Consider the following 14,554-nt stretch of genomic DNA (forward strand, 5'->3'; position numbering starts at 1 on the left):
GTGGTGGTGAGCTGCATAAGCAGACAGTTAGTTGCGTTAATAACGCGAAAAAAAGCGCCGATCCGCCCGCCTCTGCCCCACCCACGCGGGCTTCAGCCAAGGCTCGGATAGCCCGATGCCGTCAGCCTGAAGCCATGCGCATTCGCGACCAGATGCGCATTAGCGCCAACCGGCAGCGTCACCATGTTGTGGACATGCCCGAACTGCAGCCCCGTCACGACTGGAATGCCGATCAGCGAGCGCACTTGCTCGACCATCGCCTGCAGGTCGTAGCCATTGTCGTAGTCGTAGGGCTTGCCGCCCGTGAAGTCGCCGAGCACGAGCGCCTGCTGCTGCGCGAGGATGCCGGCCAGATGCAGCTGATAGATCATCCGCTCGATGCGGAACGGCTGCTCGTTGACGTCTTCGACGAACAGGATGCCGCCCTGCACCGGCGGCATGTACGGCGTGCCGACCAGCGACGCCACCACCGCCAGATTGCCGCCCCACAGCGTGCCCGTCACATCGACGTTCTGCGCTTGCGGCGTGTTGCTCGCGATCGTGAGGGTCGGCTGCGTCAATGCCGACCAGAAATGCCGCATCGTGAATTCGCTGAGCTCCTCGGCGCCGAAATCGCTCATCAGCATCGGGCCGCCAAAGGTCTTCAAGCCGGCGCGCGCGAGCAGCGCCAGTTGGATCGCGGTGAAGTCGCTGTGACCGACGAGCGCGATCGGCTGATCGGTGAGCCGCCGCTGCAGGCCTTCGTAGTCGAGACCGTGCAGAATCCGCACCGCGCCGTAGCCGCCGCGCACCGCCAGCACGACATCGGGCAACTCGCGCGATGGATCGGCGAGCCGGTTCAGATCGGCCGCGCGCTCGCCGTCGGTGCCGGCGAAGCGCTGGTAGCGGCGCTTCGCGGCCGCCTCGCCGTCGACACGATGCCCCTGCGCCCGCAGCCGATGTAACGCGCGATGCAACACCTCCGGATCATGCGGATAGCCGGATGGCGCAATCAATTCGATGGTGCGATGAGCGGTCATGGCGAGACCCGTTGGGCGTTGTTGTTTTAGAGCGGCGTGGTTGGGAGCGGTTCGTTGCTTGGGGGTGTTGCGGGGTCAGTGGCGGTGCCAACGGACCCTTCAGCCACTTCACCACGAGCCGCCGCGCGCGCTGCGCGGCTCGCGCGACGCCGCTCGGCAAAAAACGACTTGAGCGCGGCACCGCATTCGGCTTCGAGGACACCGCCGCTGACCGTCGTGTGATGGTTCAGCTGGGGATTCGCGAACGCATCGACCACGCTGCCGCACGCGCCGGTTTTCGGATCGCGCGCACCGAACACGACACGCGCGATGCGCGCGTGCATGATCGCGCCGGCGCACATCAGGCAAGGCTCGAGCGTCACATAGAGCTCGCAACCCGGCAGACGATAGTTTTCGAGCGACTGCGCGGCGGCGCGCAGCGCAACCATTTCGGCGTGCGCGGACGGATCGTGCGCGCCGATCGGATGATTGAAGCCCGTGGCGATGACTTCGTCACCGCGCACCAGCACCGCGCCGACCGGTACTTCGCCGGCCGCGCGCGCTTCTTCGGCGGCGGCCTGAGCGAGCGCCATGAAGCGCAAGTCGCGTTCGGAGACGATGGGAGCTTCGGAATTTCCGGGAGGGATGGCAGGACCGGCCACAGGCCGATCAGCCGCCGGCGCGGACACTGCGCCGATGCTAGCGTCAACGGATTTCTCGCCGTCCTCGGTTTGCGCCGAAGAGCCGATCGAGGCGGGACACGCGAGCGGCTCGTTCACTGTGAACCTGCTCCCGCCACATCGACATTGCCCACGCGTTCCGACAGACGTTCGGCGATGCGGCGGCAATATTCGCGCGGCAGGACCATCGGGCCGCCGCGCAGCGATTCGAGCGCCATATCGAGCGCGAGCATGCGGGCCTGGAGACGGCAACGGGTCGCCTGATCGCTCACGGCATTCAGCTCCGTTTGCAGGTCGCGCAACGCGCGAAGCTGCTCGACGGCGGGCGGCACGAAGCCCGCGTTTTTCAGAATCCGGTTGGCGACGCGCACCTCTTCCGGCACCAACGCATCATCATCGAGGGCCAGCGGCGCGCCCGCGCCCGGCAAGTCGTCGAACTCTCCGCGCGCGGCGGCGGCGGCAATACGCTGTTCGACAAGCGCATCAAGCAATTTCATCTGCAATCCACTACGTTGCGGCCCGAGCATTCTATCAGGGAGTGCACGCGCGTTCAGTGCTCCCCGGACGGCATAAAAGCGCCGATTTGCCGGCTATTCGGCGTTTGACGGTGCTTCAGCGTCGACTTAGAGTAGGTCATCGAGCCGTACGACGCGCGCAGCGCTTGACTGGCGCGGCAAGCCATGATTTTTCCTCTCGTCGAAGCCGATGCCGCGATGTCGTTCAAACCGATCAGCCGTCCCACCTCAGCTTCGCCCCACCAACGGCCAGCGCGCGAGAACGATATGTTTGGATCGTCCCAGCAGGCTGTGCATCAGCGCAAACTCGCGCACGTTCCAGCATGCCGGCTCGGCCGGACGGCGCTCGATCCACGGCATCCCGTACGCCAGCGTCACGTGCGGCGTAAAACGTGCATCGGGCTCGATGCCGTCGTCCCGCAAGCTCGCTTCGAGCGCATCGTGAAGCGCCTGCAGTCCGCGCACACCGTGCTCGCCGACGAGCACCGCCGGCCCGAGCCGCGGCTTTTTCGCGAAGCTGGCGATCGCGTCGAATTCGACCGTAAACGGCGCCATGCTGACCGCGGCGGCCGCCCGTTTCGCCGCCGCGACCACATCCGCCGGCAAGCCGCCCGCGAAATTGCCGAGATGCCTCAGCGTCACGTGCAAACGGTTCGCCGCGAGCGCTTTGCCGCGCACGCCGCTGCGCCCGCGTACCTCCGCGCAAAGCTGTTGCGCGAACTTCGCCATGCCGGCCGCGGTATTGGCATCGGGATAAACCGCGAAAAAGAGCCCGTCGGTGGGCGGGGGCGGCGCCTCTAGCCCGGGCAACCACAGTTGTTCAGGCATCGCGCCTCGTTCCCTAGCTGAATTTTTATGCCGATTCGCATACCGCCGCACAAGCGGCCCATTGCAGCCATGTTACTGTATATTCATACAGTATGACAGGCCCATGCGCAATCACAGCGCGCCACTGGCCGGCCGGCTTGCCGATGCGCTTGTACCAAAAGCTCGATGAAGGACTGAGCGGCCGACGACAACGAATGCTCGGCGCGTCGGATCAGATTCACGTCGCGCGTAACGAGCGGCGCTTCGAGCCGGCGCGCGATCAAATCGCGTTGCGAAAACGACGCCAGCGGAATTCCCGGAAAAATCGCGAGGCCAAGACCGCCCACCTGGGGTTACCGCCGAATCGTGTCGTCGAGATGGGGGCGCGGCTCGATCTGGTCTGACATGCCCGCGTCAATCGCGGCGCCGTTCAAAACCTGCGAATCCAGCGGCCCAAAACAAAAAAACCCGCGAAAACGCGGGCTTTGATGTGTTGTGTTGCCAGGTCGTGCCGGTACGGTCGGGACGGCTGATCACTCCCACTCGATTGTCGCAGGCGGCTTGCCGGAGATGTCATAGACAACCCGGTTGATCCCGCGCACTTCGTTGATGATCCGGTTCGACACATGCCCGAGCAGTTCATGCGGCAGATGCGCCCAATGCGCGGTCATGAAGTCGAGCGTTTGCACCGCGCGCAGCGCGACGACGTACTCGTAGGTGCGGCCATCGCCCATCACGCCGACGCTCTTCACCGGCAGGAACACCGCGAACGCCTGGCTCGTCAGCTCGTACCACGACTTGCCGGTTTCCTTGTCGATCGTGTTGCGCAGCGTCTCGATGAAAATCGCGTCCGCGCGGCGCAGCAGGTCCGCGAAATCGCGCTTCACTTCGCCGAGAATCCGCACGCCCAGACCCGGGCCCGGGAACGGATGGCGATACACCATCGAGTGCGGCAGACCGAGCTTCACGCCAAGCTCGCGCACTTCGTCCTTGAACAGCTCACGCAGCGGCTCGAGCAGCTTCAGGTTCAGCGTCTCCGGCAGACCACCGACGTTATGGTGGCTCTTGATGGTTTGCGCGGCCTTCTTGCCCTTGCCCGCCGATTCGATCACGTCCGGATAGATCGTGCCTTGCGCCAGCCATTTGGCGTCGGTCAGTTTGCCGGCTTCGGCCTGAAATACTTCGACGAACTCCGCGCCGATGATCTTGCGCTTCGCTTCCGGATCGGTCACGCCCGCGAGCTTGCCGAGGAATGCTTGGCTCGCGTCGACGTGAATCACCTTCACGCCGAGGTGATCGGCGAACAGCGCCATCACCTGCTCGGCTTCGTTCAGGCGCAAGAGGCCATGATCGACGAACACGCAGGTCAGCTGATCGCCGATCGCGCGATGCAGCAGCGCCGCCGCCACCGACGAATCCACGCCGCCCGACAAGCCCAGAATGACGTGCTCGTTACCGACCTGCTCGCGAATCTTCGCGACGGCTTCGTCGATGTAGTGGCCCATTTCCCAATCGGCCTTCGCGCCGCAGATCTGCAGCACGAAGCGCTCGAGCATCGCGCGGCCCTGCACCGTGTGCGTGACTTCCGGATGCCATTGCAGGCCGTAGAAGCGGCGCTGTTCGTCGGCCATCGCGGCGATCGGGCACGATTCCGTCGATGCCATCAGCGCGAAGCCCGGCGGCATTTCCAGCACCTTGTCGCCATGGCTCATCCACACCTTGAGCATGCCGTGGCCTTCGGCCGTGGTGAAGTCGCTGATGCCTTCGAGCAGGCTCGTATGGTTGCGCGCGCGCACTTCGGCGTAGCCGAATTCGCGCAGATGGCCGATGTCGACCTTGCCGCCGAGCTGCTGCGCCATCGCCTGCATGCCGTAGCAGATGCCGAGCACCGGCACGCCGAGTTCGAATACGGCTTGCGGCACGCGCGGCGTGTCTTCCTCGGTGACCGAGCTCGGGCCGCCAGACAGAATCACGCCCTTCGGCGCGAAGTCGCGGATGAACGACGCGTCGACGTCGTACGGATGGATTTCCGAATACACGTTGGCTTCGCGAACGCGACGTGCAATCAGTTGGGTGACTTGCGAACCGAAGTCGAGAATCAGGATCTTGTCATGCATGGCAGCGGACGGAATCAGAAGTGAGCGGATACGGAATGCCGCGCACGAGGCGCGGCGACGAATTCAAAGCGGTCCACGCGGCGACGGTCTCGGCGCGGCGCTGACAGCAAACATTGCGATGAAGCACGAAGGCCCGACCAATGGCGGAACTTGCCGCCTGCGATGCGCGCGAACGAAACCGGGTAGCTTCGGCAAACGGCCTGGCGCGCGGCGCTTCAGCCATGAAACGGCGGGCGCGGTGCGCCGGGCACGTCGTTGCTGGTGTCGCGCGCGGCGCGTTCGGATTCGCTCAGGCCAGGCTCGCTTGCAGCCGGACCAAGCGGCGCGGCAGTGGCAACGGGAGCCGCGCCAGCCGGATTGACGGGTCGCGTGACCGGCACGACGGGCTCTGGCACCGGCTCCGCCTGATAGATCGGAAAGCCCGCTGAGGCACGTGGCTCGCGCTTCTGTACGGCATCCTTTTCGGCTTCTTTCGCGGCACGCTGATCAGCCCGGCTGTCGGCCTTGCTCGACGAGGACTTGACCACGCCCCCCTTCTCGCGCCGCCGCACCACACCCGACAGTCGCACGCCGCCAAGGCCGATCACCACCAGCGCGACACCGGCCAGCACCGCCACCATCTGCCCGAAGCCAGTCAGCGACGGCGTATGCAGCCCCAGCAGCCAGACCAGCATCAGCACGCCGATCAGCCAGTGCACATGACCGACCACCTTCGCGACCGTCGAAGTCAGCGCCCCGTCGAACGACGCATGCAGCGCGAGCCATGCGAGCCCGATCAGCGCGACGCCGAACGCCTGGCCGACCAGCATCGGCTCCGTTGGCACCAGTTGCAGCGCGTCGTACAGCGAGGTCCACGGCGTCAGCACGAACAGCAGGCCGAACGCCAGCAGCACCAACGCATCGAGGATCAGTACAACGCGCAGCAGTGGCTTCATCGGCGTTTAGTCCACGTGGTAGTTGGGCGCTTCCTTGGTGATTTGCACGTCATGCACATGCGACTCGCGCAGGCCCGCGCCGGTGATTTGCACGAACTCGGCCTTCTCGTTCATTTCGGCGATGGTGCGGCAACCGCAGTAGCCCATGCTCGCCCGCACTCCGCCGATCAGCTGGAACAGGATCGCGTTGACCGAACCCTTGTACGCGACGCGGCCTTCGATGCCTTCCGGCACCAGCTTGTCGATGTTCGCTGAGTTGTCCTGGAAGTAGCGGTCCGCGGCGCCGTCCTTCATCGCGCCGACCGAGCCCATGCCGCGGTACGACTTGTACTGGCGGCCCTGGAACAGGAACACTTCGCCTGGCGACTCTTCGGTGCCGGCGAACATGCTGCCCATCATGACCGCGCTCGCGCCCGCCGCGAGCGCCTTGCTGACGTCGCCCGAGAAGCGCACGCCGCCGTCGGCGATGACCGGCACGCCGGTGCCGTTCAGCGCTTCGGACACGTTGGAGATCGCGGTGACCTGCGGCACGCCGACGCCGGCGACGATTCGCGTCGTGCAGATCGAGCCCGGGCCGATACCGACCTTGACGCCGTCCGCGCCGTATTCGACGAGCGCCTTGGCAGCCGCGGCGGTCGCGATGTTGCCGCCGATCACCTCGACGTGCGGGAAGTTCTGCTTGACCCACTTGACGCGCTCGAGCACGCCCTTGCTGTGGCCATGCGCGGTATCGACGACGATCACGTCGACACCGGCCTGCACGAGCAGTTCGACGCGCTCTTCGTTGTCCGCGCCGACGCCGACCGCCGCGCCCGCGCGCAGCTTGCCGTGCTCGTCCTTGCACGCGTCCGGATGTTCGGTCTGCTTGGTGATGTCCTTGACGGTCATCAGGCCGCGCAGCTCGAACGAGTCGTTGACGACCAGCACGCGCTCGAGGCGGTGGCTGTGCATCAGCGCCTTCGCTTCGGCGAGCGGCGTGCCTTCCTTGACGGTGACGAGGCGTTCGCGCGGCGTCATGATGTTGCGCACCGGCTCGTCCAGACGCTCTTCGAAGCGCAGGTCGCGGTTTGTCACGATACCGACGAGCTGCGCACCCTCGACGACCGGAAAGCCCGAAATGCCATGCTGGCGCGACAGCGCGATCACGTCGCGCACTTTCATTTGCGGCGGCACGGTGATCGGGTCGCGCACGACGCCCGATTCGAAACGCTTGACCTTGGCGACTTCACGCGCCTGCTCGGCCGGCGTGAGGTTCTTGTGGATGATGCCGACGCCGCCCATTTGCGCCATGGCGATTGCCAGACGTGCTTCGGTGACCGTGTCCATCGCGGCGGACACGAGCGGCATGTTCAGGGAGATGTTGCGGGTCAGCCGGGTCTTGAGGCTGGTGTCGCGCGGCAGAACATCGGAGAAGGCCGGGACGAGGAGCACGTCATCGAACGTGAGTGCTGTTTGGATCAGACGCATGGCAAATCCTATAGGCGCAAAAGCGAATTATACGCGATACCACCCCGGTTTTCACTGCGCGAACAGCAGCTTAGCGAATTTCAGACGATTTTTTACCGCTCCCGCACGCGCCGATTTCGCTTCGCTTTTCGCGTCGGGTTCGATCGGGTTTCGTTTGCGCGTTCGCAGGCAAACGCTGGAGCCTTGGCCGGCGGCCATCGGCGATCGAGCGACGCGAATGCAGGATCGAACAAGACGCCCCGTCCGCGAACCCGCTATTCTGCCGCCCATTCCAGTTTATCCAGCAGGGGCAGTCGATGCAGCGCGGTGTCATATATGGTGTCATGGCCGGAGCCTTGTGGGGCATGGTGTTTCTGGTGCCGCGGGTGCTGCCCGACTTCTCCCCTCTGCTGCTCGTCGCCGGCCGCTATTCGATGTACGGCGTCGTGTCGCTCGCCGCGGCCCTGCCGATCGCGCGCTCGCTCGCCAAACGGCTGAGCCGCGAGGACCTGATCGCGCTCGTCAAGCTCGCGCTGGCCGGCAACATCGTCTATTACCTGCTGCTGACGGCCGCCGTGCACCTGATCGGGATCGCGCCGGCCTCGCTGATCGTCGGCGTGCTGCCGGTCACGGTCACGTTGATGGGCCGGCGCGATCACGGCGCCGTGCCGCTCGCGCGCCTCGCATGGCCGCTCGCGACCGTGATGGCGGGCATCGTGTGCATCAATATCGACGTGTTTACGGTGGCCGGTGCGGCGCCGGTGAGCATCGCGACGCGCTTGCTCGGCGTCGCCTGCGCGGTGGGTGCGCTCCTTTGCTGGAGCTGGTTCGCGGTTGAAAACGCCCGCTACCTGCAGCGTCAAACGCATTTCAGCGGCAACGAGTGGTCGGTGCTGTGGGGCGTCGTGACGGGCGCGCTCGGCGGCGCGTTGTGGCTGGTGGTCGCGGTGCTGCCGGCCGGCGGCCCGCAGGGCCAGCTTGCCGATGCCCGCTGGCACACGTTCTGGCTGCTCAACCTGGTGCTCGCGATCGGCGCGTCGTGGCTCGGCAACGGGCTCTGGAATGCCGCGGCAAAACGGCTGCCGCTGACGCTGTCCGGCCAGATGATCGTGTTCGAGACGCTATTCGCGCTGCTCTACGCGTTCATTTACGACGAGCGCCTGCCGCGCCCGCTCGAACTCGCGGCGATCCTGCTGCTGGTGGCGGGGGTCTGGTGGTCGGTGCGCCGACATTCGGACGACGATTCGTCGGGTACGGCGCGCATCGAGGGCATGGACGAGAAGGCGCAAACGGCGGCGCCTTGAGTGATGTGACGTGATGATGTGACACGGGCAGCGGGTGAAAAAATTCACCGCCCCGCCGACGCGCGCCGCCTAGCGCGAATCCTTGTTCAACCAGCGCCGCCCCTCGATCGACCCAGCCTTGCGTGTCTTTTCGACGCGCCGTTGGCGCGACACCTTCGGATCGACCAATAAAGGCCGGTAAATCTCGACGCGATCATGGTCGGCCAGCACCGTATCGAGCGGCTTGAGCTTGCCGAACACGCCGACCTTCTGCGTGTTCAGATCGATCGACGGAAAACGCCGCAGAATCCCGCTTGCGTCGATCGCCTGCTCCAGCGTCGCGCCCGCGGGCAACTCGACCGCAATCAACGCCTGCTCGCCGGCGAGCGCATAGCAGACCACAACCGTTAGCCGCGCGCTCATGCCTGACCATAGCGCTGATTGGCGCGCTTCACGAAAGATTCGACGAAGGTATTGGCGATGTGATTGAACACCGGCCCGATGATCTTCTCGAGCAGGATGCTGGTGAACTCGTAGTGCAGCGCGAATTCGATCTTGCACGCATCCGCGCGCAGCGGCGTGAAGCGCCAGAAACCGGTGAACTTGCGAAACGGACCGTCGGCGAATTCCATGTCGATGCGCGTGGGGCGCTCCATCGAGTTGCGCGTGGCGAAATGCTGCTTGATGCCCTTGAAGTTGATATCGATTCGCGCCTCCATGCTGGTGTCGTCCCGGTGACGAATTTCGATGCCGCCGCACCATGGCAGGAAGTTGGGGTAATCGTCGACGTCGGTGACGAGGTCGAACATCTGTTCCGCCGAATGGCGAATCAACACGGTTTTCTGGACATCTGCCATAAATTGAACAGCGCGTGGCAAGGGTGGATGAGCGCGGCGGGCTTTCCTTGTCCCGCTTTGCTAAAATCGTAATTTTAAACGAGTTGGGCACTTTCCATTCATGAGCATCATCGACAACAGAAAAGCCTTCTACGACTATTCGGTCGAGGAACGCTATGAGGCCGGCCTCGTGCTCGAAGGATGGGAGGTCAAGGCGTTGCGCGCAGGGCGCGGCCAGATCAAGGAAGGCTACGTGGTGATCCGCAACGGCGAGTTGTTTCTGATCGGCACGCACATCAGCCCGCTGCCCGAAGCGTCGACGCACATCCATCCCGATCCGGTGCGCACGCGCAAGCTGCTGCTGCATAGCGAGGAAATCAGCAAGCTGATCGGCAAGGTCGAGCAGCGCGGCTACACGCTCGTGCCGCTGAACTTTCACTACAAGAACGGTCGCGTCAAATGCGAGATCGGTCTCGCGAAGGGCAAGAAGATGCACGACAAGCGCGAGACCGAGAAGAAGCGCGACTGGGAGCGCGAGAAGGCGCGTTTGATGCGCTCGCCGACGTAAGCGCGATTCGTTTGCGGCTCACGCAGAAAAATTGGCCCGCACATCGATGTGCGGGCCAATTGCTTTTTGTCACGCGCTCATTGCGCGCCGATTGCTCAATTCGTCAGCGCAGGTCGCTTCGCGGCGGCTCCGCTGCCGCCCTGCCCTTGTTCACGATCGTCAGCGCAGACGCGATCATCGAACTCATGTTCGACATGTCGCCCGGCACGATCAGTGTCGTGCCCTGCTTCGCGAGGTTCGAAAACGCGTTCACGTACTGTTCGGCCACCTTCAGATTGACCGCGTCCATGCCGCCGTTCAGTTGGATCGCCGCGGCGATCTTCTGGATCGCCTGCGCGTTCGCCTCGGCCACCGCCAGAATCGCCGCGGCCTGGCCCTGCGCCTGGTTGATCGCCGCCTGCCGCTCGCCTTCGGACCTCTGGATCGCCGCCTCGCGGCCGCCCGACGCGATATTGATCTGCTCCTGCTTGCGCCCTTCCGAGGCCGCGATCAGCGCGCGCTTCTCGCGCTCGGCAGTGATCTGCGCCTGCATCGCGTGAAGGATTTCCTTCGGCGGCGTCAAATCCTTGATCTCGTAGCGCAGCACTTTTACGCCCCAGTTCGAGGCCGCCTCGTCGAGCGCGGACACGATGCTGTGATTGATGAAATCGCGCTCCTCGAAAGTCCGGTCGAGCTCCAGCTTGCCGATGACCGAGCGCAGCGTGGTCTGCGACAACTGCGTGATCGCGAACACGAAGTTGCTCGATCCGTACGATGCCTTCATCGGATCGGTGACCTGGAAATACAGCACACCGTCGACCTGCAGTTGCGTGTTGTCGCGCGTGATACAGACCTGACTCGGCACTTCGAGCGGAATTTCCTTCAGCACGTGCTTGTACGCGACCCGATCGACGAACGGAAACGCGAAGCTCAGACCCGGCGTCAGCGTCGCGTGATAGCGACCGAGGCGCTCGAGCACCCACGCATGCTGCTGCGGCACGATCTTGATGGTCTGCGACGCGAGTACGATCACGACGATCAGCAGCACTGCCCCGACGATGGTTGAATCCATATCGCTACCCTCCGCTTCTGCTTCGAATTGTTGTGCGCAGGTTGGTCGGGCCTGCGTGTTCAGATTAGGCTCTGGTGCTTCACTTTGTGAAGGGACATCGATGAGCGCGTGTGGCGAACACCGCACCCAACACTCGGGTTCAGATCGTCAGGTCGCGCTCGCGCGCGCCTTCGGCTGCCGGCTCGCGACGACGACCAGACAACTACCGCGCAACTCCCTGATCTCGTAGACCTGTGCGTCTTCAGGCTCGCCCGCGGCCAGCTCGACGTCCCATGCGGCGCCACGATAGGTCGCGCGTGCTTTGCGGCCCCGCCAGGCCGGCACGTTCAACGTCTGCCCGATGTCCAGATTGACATCGGGATTGCGCGACGCCTGCTCGCGCCTGCGACGGGCAAAGCGCGAGCGTCTGAGCGCCACGACCGCCGCAAGCGCGACCAGCGCCGCCACCACGAACTGCAGATCGGGCCCGGCGCCGGCAATGCGCGCAAGCGCGGCCGCGACGAAGCCGAACGCGATCATCAACAGATAGAAGGTGCCGCTCATCAGCTCCAGCACGACAAGCACACCCGCCCCGATCCACCAGAACAGTCCACCAGGCGCCACGTCGACCTCCACAAAGCAAAACACCCCGGATCTACCGGGGTGTTTATAGCACGAAGCGGACGTGCGTTTAACGCGTGCTTAATGCCGCCTGCGAAGCGGCATTCGATACCTCGCGAGTTACGCCTTTGCCTTTGCCAGCTGCTGCCACGTATCGATGATCGTGTCGGGGTTCAGCGAGATCGACTTGATGCCTTCGTCCGTCAGCCACTGCGCGAAGTCCGGGTGATCCGAAGGACCCTGACCGCAGATACCGACGTACTTGTCCAGACGCAGACAGGTTTCGATTGCGCGCTTCAACATGAACTTGACCGCCGGATCGCGCTCGTCGAAATCGACGGCGAGCAGTTCCATGCCCGAGTCGCGGTCGAGGCCGAGCGTGAGTTGCGTCAGGTCGTTCGAGCCGATCGAGAAACCGTCGAAGTACTGCAGGAACTCTTCGGCGAGGATCGCGTTCGACGGCACTTCGCACATCATGATCAGGCGCAGGCCCTTCTCGCCGCGCTTCAGGCCGAACTTTGCGAGCAGCCCGACAACGCGCTCCGCCTGCTTCAGCGTACGCACGAACGGCACCATGATCTCGACGTTGTCGAGGCCCATCTCTTCACGCACCTTCTTCAGCGCGACGCATTCCATCTGGAACGCCTCGGCGAAGTCTTCGGCGATATAGCGCGATGCGCCGCGGAAGCCCAGCATCGGGTTTTCCTCGTCCGGCTCGTAGCGCGAACCGCCGATCAGCTTCTTGTACTCGTTCGACTTGAAGTCCGACATACGCACGATGACGGGCTTCGGATAGAACGCCGCCGCGATCGTCGCGATGCCTTCGGTCAGCTTGTCGACGTAGAACGCGCGCGGCGACGCGTGACCGCGAGCGACGCTTTCGACCGCCTTCTTCAGGTCCTGATCGACGTTCGGGTACTCGAGGATCGCCTTCGGGTGCACGCCGATGTTGTTGTTGATGATGAACTCGAGACGCGCGAGACCCACGCCTGCGTTCGGCAGTTGCGAGAAGTCGAACGCGAGCTGCGGATTGCCGACGTTCATCATGATCTTCACCGGAATCGGCGGCAGTTCACCGCGCTGCACTTCGGTGACTTCCGTTTCGAGCAGGCCGTCGTAGATCTTGCCTTCGTCGCCTTCCGCGCACGACACGGTGACGAGCGCGCCGTCCTTCAGCACGTCGGTCGCGTCGCCGCAGCCGACCACCGCCGGCACGCCCAGCTCACGCGCGATGATCGCCGCGTGGCAGGTGCGCCCGCCCCGGTTCGTGACGATCGCCGACGCACGCTTCATGACCGGCTCCCAGTTCGGGTCGGTCATGTCGGCGACGAGCACGTCGCCCGGCTGCACGCGGTCCATCTCCGACGGATCGTGGATCACGCGCACCGGACCCGCGCCGATCTTCTGACCGATCGCACGGCCCGTTGCCAGCACGTTCGACTGGCCCTTCAGCTTGAAGCGCTGCTCGGCCTTGCCGCCGCCCTGGCTCTTCACCGTTTCCGGACGCGCCTGCAGGATGAAGATCTTGCCGTCGCGGCCGTCCTTGCCCCACTCGATGTCCATCGGACGCTGGTAGTGCTTTTCGATGATGACCGCGTACTTCGCGAGTTCGATCACGTCTTCGTCGGTGATCGAGAAACGGTTGCGCTGCTCGTGCGCGACGTCGACGGTCTTCACGCGGCCCGGCTCGCCCGGCTTCGTGAACTCCATCTTGATCAGCTTCGAGCCGATCGAGCGGCGGATGATCGGGTACTTGCCCTGCGCGAGCGTGGTCTTGAAGACGTAGAACTCGTCCGGATTCACCGCGCCCTGCACGACGGTCTCGCCGAGGCCATAGCTCGACGTGATGAAGACGGCGTCCTTGAAGCCCGATTCGGTATCCAGCGTGAACATCACGCCGGCGGCGCCGACGTCCGAGCGCACCATGCGCTGCACGCCCGCCGACAACGCGACCTCAGCATGCGTAAAGCCCTTGTGGACGCGATAGGAGATAGCGCGGTCGTTGTACAGCGACGCGAACACGTGCTTCATGCGATCGAGCACGTCGTCGATGCCGACCACGTTCAGATAGCTTTCCTGCTGACCGGCGAACGATGCGTCGGGCAGGTCTTCCGCGGTCGCGGACGAACGCACGGCAAACGACAGCTCTTCCGGCGAGCTCTTTTGCAGCGTGTCGAACCCCGCGCGAATGTCAGCCTCGAGCTGCGGCTGCAGCGGCGCGTCGACGATCCATTGACGGATCTCCTTGCCCGCTTCGGCGAGCGCCTTCACGTCGTCGACGTCGAGCGTCTCGAGACGTTTGGCGATGCGTTCGGTCAGGTTGTTGTGCTGCAGGAAGTCACGGAACGCGAGCGCGGTGGTCGCGAAACCGGTCGGCACGCGCACACCGGCTTCCGCGAGCTGGCTGATCATCTCGCCCAGCGACGCGTTCTTGCCGCCGACGATTTCCACGTCGGTCATCCGCAACTGCTCGAACGGAACTACATACGCCTTGTCCTTTGCGCCGGTAACTGCGTTAGTCATACAAGCCCCTAAGTGTGAAAGAAATTCACGACTGTGCAAGTGGGCTTGAACACGGGCAGCCCATTGGAAGCTCGACCCGTGTCTTGCACAACCTGTTAGATAAGCAATCGCCGTTAAGGCAGAGATGCGTTGCATGGAGACGCCGGCCCCCGGCGTGACCGAGACGGCGGCGGCGAAGAACGCCAATCAACGCAC

18 protein-coding genes are annotated in these 14,554 nt (G+C 64.2%); 3 read left to right on the forward strand and 15 right to left on the reverse strand.

Annotated features, from left to right (window positions below):
• Positions 1-92 precede the first annotated feature (92 nt).
• The 6 genes from ldcA to AB3X86_RS04610 form a co-directional block, all read right to left on the reverse strand.
• Positions 93-1,019 carry a muramoyltetrapeptide carboxypeptidase gene (ldcA, locus tag AB3X86_RS04585; protein WP_176108311.1) on the reverse strand — a complete coding sequence of 309 codons (927 nt, stop codon included), beginning with the start codon at positions 1,017-1,019 and terminating at the stop codon, positions 93-95.
• 26 nt (positions 1,020-1,045) lie between these two features.
• The gene (gene tadA, locus AB3X86_RS04590; RefSeq protein WP_368595401.1) at positions 1,046-1,660 is read right to left on the reverse strand and encodes a tRNA adenosine(34) deaminase TadA; all 615 of its coding nucleotides are present in this window, start codon (positions 1,658-1,660) and stop codon (positions 1,046-1,048) included.
• Positions 1,661-1,773: 113 nt separating this feature from the next.
• Complete coding sequence (locus tag AB3X86_RS04595; RefSeq protein ID WP_176125601.1) at positions 1,774-2,175, reverse strand: DnaJ family domain-containing protein; 402 nt, start codon at positions 2,173-2,175, stop codon at positions 1,774-1,776.
• A gap of 53 nt (positions 2,176-2,228) precedes the next feature.
• The gene (locus tag AB3X86_RS04600; RefSeq protein WP_368595093.1) at positions 2,229-2,420 is read right to left on the reverse strand and encodes a hypothetical protein; all 192 of its coding nucleotides are present in this window, start codon (positions 2,418-2,420) and stop codon (positions 2,229-2,231) included.
• Between the two features lies 1 nt (position 2,421).
• Positions 2,422-3,021: a 2'-5' RNA ligase family protein gene (locus AB3X86_RS04605; RefSeq protein WP_368595094.1), complete on the reverse strand. Its 600-nt coding sequence runs from the start codon at positions 3,019-3,021 to the stop codon at positions 2,422-2,424.
• A gap of 83 nt (positions 3,022-3,104) precedes the next feature.
• A complete protein-coding gene (locus AB3X86_RS04610) occupies positions 3,105-3,284 on the reverse strand; it encodes a hypothetical protein (protein ID WP_368595402.1) in 180 nt (59 codons plus the stop codon).
• On the opposite strand from AB3X86_RS04610, the gene AB3X86_RS04615 reads away from it, so the two are divergent.
• Complete coding sequence (locus tag AB3X86_RS04615) at positions 3,216-3,404, forward strand: hypothetical protein (protein ID WP_368595414.1); 189 nt, start codon at positions 3,216-3,218, stop codon at positions 3,402-3,404. The two genes, AB3X86_RS04610 and AB3X86_RS04615, sit on opposite strands and share 69 nt — an antisense overlap.
• A 129-nt stretch (positions 3,405-3,533) precedes the next feature.
• Here the strand turns inward: AB3X86_RS04615 and guaA are convergent, their stop codons facing one another.
• The 4 genes from guaA to AB3X86_RS04635 all read right to left on the reverse strand — a co-directional run bounded on the left by guaA (position 3,534) and on the right by AB3X86_RS04635 (position 7,717).
• Positions 3,534-5,117: a glutamine-hydrolyzing GMP synthase gene (gene guaA, locus AB3X86_RS04620; RefSeq protein WP_368595095.1), complete on the reverse strand. Its 1,584-nt coding sequence runs from the start codon at positions 5,115-5,117 to the stop codon at positions 3,534-3,536.
• A 215-nt stretch (positions 5,118-5,332) separates the two neighbouring features.
• A complete protein-coding gene (locus AB3X86_RS04625) occupies positions 5,333-6,052 on the reverse strand; it encodes a hypothetical protein (protein ID WP_368595096.1) in 720 nt (239 codons plus the stop codon).
• Positions 6,053-6,058: 6 nt separating this feature from the next.
• Positions 6,059-7,519 (reverse strand): IMP dehydrogenase, encoded by a 1,461-nt coding sequence (guaB, locus tag AB3X86_RS04630; protein ID WP_176368962.1) that lies wholly within the window; start codon positions 7,517-7,519, stop codon positions 6,059-6,061.
• Between the two features lie 51 nt (positions 7,520-7,570).
• Positions 7,571-7,717 (reverse strand): hypothetical protein, encoded by a 147-nt coding sequence (locus tag AB3X86_RS04635; protein WP_184228378.1) that lies wholly within the window; start codon positions 7,715-7,717, stop codon positions 7,571-7,573.
• A 98-nt stretch (positions 7,718-7,815) separates the two neighbouring features.
• Here AB3X86_RS04635 and AB3X86_RS04640 point away from each other — a divergent pair, with 98 nt between their 5' ends.
• A complete protein-coding gene (locus AB3X86_RS04640; protein WP_368595097.1) occupies positions 7,816-8,802 on the forward strand; it encodes a DMT family transporter in 987 nt (328 codons plus the stop codon).
• Between the two features lie 69 nt (positions 8,803-8,871).
• Here AB3X86_RS04640 and AB3X86_RS04645 read toward each other — a convergent pair whose 3' ends face one another.
• Both AB3X86_RS04645 and AB3X86_RS04650 read right to left on the reverse strand, forming a co-directional pair.
• Positions 8,872-9,204 (reverse strand): RnfH family protein, encoded by a 333-nt coding sequence (locus AB3X86_RS04645; protein WP_368595098.1) that lies wholly within the window; start codon positions 9,202-9,204, stop codon positions 8,872-8,874.
• Complete coding sequence (locus AB3X86_RS04650; protein ID WP_013089685.1) at positions 9,201-9,638, reverse strand: type II toxin-antitoxin system RatA family toxin; 438 nt, start codon at positions 9,636-9,638, stop codon at positions 9,201-9,203. The genes AB3X86_RS04645 and AB3X86_RS04650 overlap by 4 nt, the downstream gene beginning before the upstream one ends.
• A gap of 100 nt (positions 9,639-9,738) precedes the next feature.
• Between AB3X86_RS04650 and smpB the strand changes: the two genes are divergently transcribed.
• Positions 9,739-10,185, forward strand: a complete 447-nt coding sequence (gene smpB / locus AB3X86_RS04655) for an SsrA-binding protein SmpB (RefSeq protein ID WP_013089686.1) — start codon at positions 9,739-9,741, stop codon at positions 10,183-10,185.
• Positions 10,186-10,288: 103 nt separating this feature from the next.
• Here the strand turns inward: smpB and AB3X86_RS04660 are convergent, their stop codons facing one another.
• From AB3X86_RS04660 to ppsA, 3 genes are all read right to left on the reverse strand, one after another.
• Positions 10,289-11,236, reverse strand: a complete 948-nt coding sequence (locus AB3X86_RS04660) for an SPFH domain-containing protein (protein ID WP_368595099.1) — start codon at positions 11,234-11,236, stop codon at positions 10,289-10,291.
• A 147-nt stretch (positions 11,237-11,383) separates the two neighbouring features.
• Positions 11,384-11,839, reverse strand: a complete 456-nt coding sequence (locus AB3X86_RS04665) for an NfeD family protein (RefSeq protein WP_368595100.1) — start codon at positions 11,837-11,839, stop codon at positions 11,384-11,386.
• Between the two features lie 117 nt (positions 11,840-11,956).
• Positions 11,957-14,359, reverse strand: coding sequence for a phosphoenolpyruvate synthase (ppsA, locus tag AB3X86_RS04670; protein ID WP_176108300.1), 2,403 nt, complete (start codon positions 14,357-14,359; stop codon positions 11,957-11,959).
• Positions 14,360-14,554: the final 195 nt, after the last annotated feature.

This window comes from Paraburkholderia sp. BR14374, from assembly GCF_040948685.1.
Classification (GTDB): domain Bacteria; phylum Pseudomonadota; class Gammaproteobacteria; order Burkholderiales; family Burkholderiaceae; genus Paraburkholderia; species Paraburkholderia youngii.

What these genes read in the sequence shown, in the direction of transcription:
- ldcA (WP_176108311.1), bottom strand. Translation starts at nt 1,019, where the DNA reads ATGACCGCTCATCGCACCATCGAATTGATTGCGCCATCCGGCTATCCG.
- AB3X86_RS04595 (WP_176125601.1), bottom strand. Translation starts at nt 2,175, where the DNA reads ATGAAATTGCTTGATGCGCTTGTCGAACAGCGTATTGCCGCCGCCGCC.
- AB3X86_RS04605 (WP_368595094.1), bottom strand. Translation starts at nt 3,021, where the DNA reads ATGCCTGAACAACTGTGGTTGCCCGGGCTAGAGGCGCCGCCCCCGCCC.
- AB3X86_RS04615 (WP_368595414.1), top strand. Translation starts at nt 3,216, where the DNA reads ATGCTCGGCGCGTCGGATCAGATTCACGTCGCGCGTAACGAGCGGCGC.
- guaA (WP_368595095.1), bottom strand. Translation starts at nt 5,117, where the DNA reads ATGCATGACAAGATCCTGATTCTCGACTTCGGTTCGCAAGTCACCCAA.
- AB3X86_RS04625 (WP_368595096.1), bottom strand. Translation starts at nt 6,052, where the DNA reads ATGAAGCCACTGCTGCGCGTTGTACTGATCCTCGATGCGTTGGTGCTG.
- guaB (WP_176368962.1), bottom strand. Translation starts at nt 7,519, where the DNA reads ATGCGTCTGATCCAAACAGCACTCACGTTCGATGACGTGCTCCTCGTC.
- AB3X86_RS04635 (WP_184228378.1), bottom strand. Translation starts at nt 7,717, where the DNA reads ATGGCCGCCGGCCAAGGCTCCAGCGTTTGCCTGCGAACGCGCAAACGA.
- AB3X86_RS04640 (WP_368595097.1), top strand. Translation starts at nt 7,816, where the DNA reads ATGCAGCGCGGTGTCATATATGGTGTCATGGCCGGAGCCTTGTGGGGC.
- AB3X86_RS04645 (WP_368595098.1), bottom strand. Translation starts at nt 9,204, where the DNA reads ATGAGCGCGCGGCTAACGGTTGTGGTCTGCTATGCGCTCGCCGGCGAG.
- AB3X86_RS04650 (WP_013089685.1), bottom strand. Translation starts at nt 9,638, where the DNA reads ATGGCAGATGTCCAGAAAACCGTGTTGATTCGCCATTCGGCGGAACAG.
- smpB (WP_013089686.1), top strand. Translation starts at nt 9,739, where the DNA reads ATGAGCATCATCGACAACAGAAAAGCCTTCTACGACTATTCGGTCGAG.
- AB3X86_RS04660 (WP_368595099.1), bottom strand. Translation starts at nt 11,236, where the DNA reads ATGGATTCAACCATCGTCGGGGCAGTGCTGCTGATCGTCGTGATCGTA.
- ppsA (WP_176108300.1), bottom strand. Translation starts at nt 14,359, where the DNA reads ATGACTAACGCAGTTACCGGCGCAAAGGACAAGGCGTATGTAGTTCCG.